Here is a 2,882-nt window from a genome sequence, read left to right as displayed (position 1 = left end):
TGGAACGCGATTCCCGTTGGAGCGAGCCTGCTCGCGAAGGGCTTCGCAGCACAAAATCACGATCCCTTGAAATGCAAAAAGCCCCTGTCACACCGACAGGGCTTTCGCTTGAAGCTTGGAGCAAGAAGCTCGCAGCTATCTTTAGAACACCACACCCTGACTACGCAGGTAGTCATCGTAAGTGCCGCTGAAGTCAGTCACGCCGTTCGGGCTCAGCTCGATGATGCGCGTGGCCAGAGACGATACGAACTCACGGTCGTGGCTGACGAAGATCAGCGTACCCGGGTAGTTTTCCAGCGCCAGGTTCAGCGCCTCGATCGATTCCATGTCCAGGTGGTTGGTCGGTTCGTCCATCACCAGTACGTTCGGCTTTTGCAGGATCAGCTTGCCGAACAGCATGCGACCTTGCTCACCGCCGGAGATGACCTTGACCGACTTGAGGATCTCGTCGTTGGAGAACAGCATGCGACCCAGGGTGCCACGAATCACTTGCTCGCCCTGCGTCCATTGACCCATCCAGTCGAACAGGCTGACATCGTCTTCGAAGTCGTGGGCGTGATCCTGAGCGTAGTAGCCCAGCTCCGCGCTCTCGGTCCATTTCACAGAACCGGCGTCTGGCGTCAGTTCGCCCATCAGGGTGCGCAACAGCGTGGTCTTGCCGATACCGTTCGGGCCGATGATCGCCACGCGCTCGCCGGCTTCAACGGTGAAGCTGAAGTTTTTGAACAGGGTCTTGCCGTCGAAGCCCTTGGACATCTGCTCGATGGTCACGGCCTGGCGGTGCAGCTTTTTAGTCTGTTCGAAACGGATGAACGGGCTGACACGGCTCGATGGCTTGACCTCGGCCAGCTGGATCTTGTCGATCTGCTTGGCGCGGGAAGTGGCCTGTTTGGCTTTCGAGGCGTTGGCCGAGAAGCGGCTGACGAACGTTTGCAGTTCGGCAATCTGGGCTTTCTTCTTGGCGTTGTCCGACAGCAGTTGCTCGCGGGACTGGGTCGCGGCCGTCATGTACTCGTCATAGTTGCCCGGGAACAGACGCAGCTCGCCGTAGTCCAGGTCAGCCATGTGGGTGCACACGCTGTTGAGGAAGTGACGGTCGTGGGAAATGATGATCATGGTGCTGTTACGCACGGTGAGAATCGATTCCAGCCAGCGAATGGTGTTGATGTCCAGGTGGTTGGTCGGTTCGTCGAGCAACAGCACTTCCGGATCAGAGAACAGTGCCTGAGCCAGCAAGACCCGCAGCTTCCAGCCTGGCGCCACTTCAGACATCGGGCCGAAATGCTGTTCCAGTGGAATGCCCAGACCCAGCAGCAGTTCACCGGCACGGGACTCGGCGGTGTAGCCGTCCATCTCGGCGAACTCGGTTTCCAGCTCGGCCACGGCCATGCCGTCTTCTTCGCTCATTTCCGGCAGCGAGTAGATACGATCGCGCTCGGCTTTGACCTTCCACAACTCTTCGTGACCCATGATCACGGTGTCGATCACGGTGAATTCTTCGTAGGCAAACTGATCCTGACGCAATTTACCCAGGCGTACGTTCGGCTCAAGCATGACCTGACCGCCGGACGGCTCGAGATCGCCACCGAGGATTTTCATGAAGGTCGACTTGCCGCAACCGTTGGCGCCGATCAGACCGTAGCGGTTGCCGCCGTTGAATTTGACCGAAACGTTTTCGAAGAGCGGCTTGGCGCCGAACTGCATCGTGATGTTAGCTGTGGAGATCAATTGCTTTACCTATCAATGGGTTGCGAGCCGCACATTTGGCGCTTGGGCCATTTCTGGGGCATTTTTGGAGCGTTTTCTTCCCTACCCGGTCAGTGTTGGCGGTAGCCAGCAGGCGAGGGGTGAGAGCAGCAACCGGACACGGCGTCCAGGCTGTTGGGCATTAAAGGCGGGATTCATGCCAGACATTGCGCGCATTGTCGCATAAGTCATGCGGCAGTTGTATGGCGGACGCTGACGAACCGGCAGACTGCCTGCTTCGGGGAGCGTGAAATGCGCGTTCACGCAGCGGTCTATCGAATTCATGAGTGTCGATGCGGGCTTCCAACAATCATGGGAGGAACTACAACGCCTGATGTCGTCTACATTTCATCAAGGAATTTCCGATGAGAGGACGGTCATGTTTAAAAAACGCTTACTGGTTGCGTCTGTTACTTGTCTGGCCTTGGCGGTGAGTTCTGTAACGGCTTTGGCCGATCCCGGAAATGGCAACGGCAAAGGGAACGGCAAGGGCGGCCCGCAGAACAGTCAGGGACATGGCAACCAAGGGGGCAAAAACAAAGGATCCAGTTCGGGCAACTGGGACCATGCACCCGTGGTCGATCGAAGCGGTGTGCTGAGCGTACTCAACGGTTACAGAGACTACTGGAGCCCGGGTCCGGCGCTGCCTCCCGGTATTCAAAAGAATCTGGCACGCGGCAAACCGCTGCCGCCGGGCATCGCCAAGAAACTGGATGGACGATTGGCTGGGCGACTGCCTCATTACGACGGATATGAGTGGCAGCAGGTGGGCACCGATTTGATTCTGGTGGCGATTGCGAGCGGGCTTATCTACGAAGTGCTGAATGGCGCCTTCGATTAGTCTGATGGCAGGTCAATGAACCTGATTTTTTGAATCTGTTTACCTAAGGTAAAAGCAATACATTCTCACCCACTTTATATATGAGGCGATTGGCTTCCGCTGATCGCTTGTGGGTGAACCAGATCTAAATGAATGCATCTCAGATGACAGTAAAACCAACCCCAGTGGATGCCGTCATGCGTTTGAAAAAGAAAAACCTGGTTGCCGTCATGTCCTGCGTAATGATGTTTGCGGCTGCGCCATTACTGCCTGCTCAACTGTCCATCATGGCCTCTGCCCACGCCAAAGGATGGTG

The 2,882-nt window shown here is 56.6% G+C and carries 2 protein-coding genes; one reads left to right on the top strand and one right to left on the bottom strand.

Features of this window, described 5'->3' with window-relative positions:
- Nucleotides 1–141 precede the first annotated feature (141 nt).
- Entirely contained in the window at nucleotides 142–1,728 is a 1,587-nt protein-coding gene (locus HT737_RS02585) for an ABC-F family ATPase (protein WP_041064399.1), read from the bottom strand.
- A 397-nt stretch (nucleotides 1,729–2,125) separates the two neighbouring features.
- Between HT737_RS02585 and HT737_RS02580 the strand changes: the two genes are divergently transcribed.
- Nucleotides 2,126–2,587 carry an anti-virulence regulator CigR family protein gene (locus tag HT737_RS02580; RefSeq protein ID WP_182401327.1) on the top strand — a complete coding sequence of 154 codons (462 nt, stop codon included), beginning with the start codon at nucleotides 2,126–2,128 and terminating at the stop codon, nucleotides 2,585–2,587.
- The last annotated feature ends 295 nt before the right edge of the window (nucleotides 2,588–2,882 follow it).

Origin of the sequence: Pseudomonas sp. MD195_PC81_125 (assembly GCF_014060985.1) — a bacterium.
GTDB lineage: Bacteria > Pseudomonadota > Gammaproteobacteria > Pseudomonadales > Pseudomonadaceae > Aquipseudomonas > Aquipseudomonas parakoreensis.
Note: the sequence above shows the minus strand (reverse complement) of the source record. Positions and strands in the feature narration are given on the sequence as shown.

What these genes read in the sequence shown, in the direction of transcription:
- HT737_RS02580 (WP_182401327.1), top strand. Translation starts at nt 2,126, where the DNA reads ATGTTTAAAAAACGCTTACTGGTTGCGTCTGTTACTTGTCTGGCCTTG.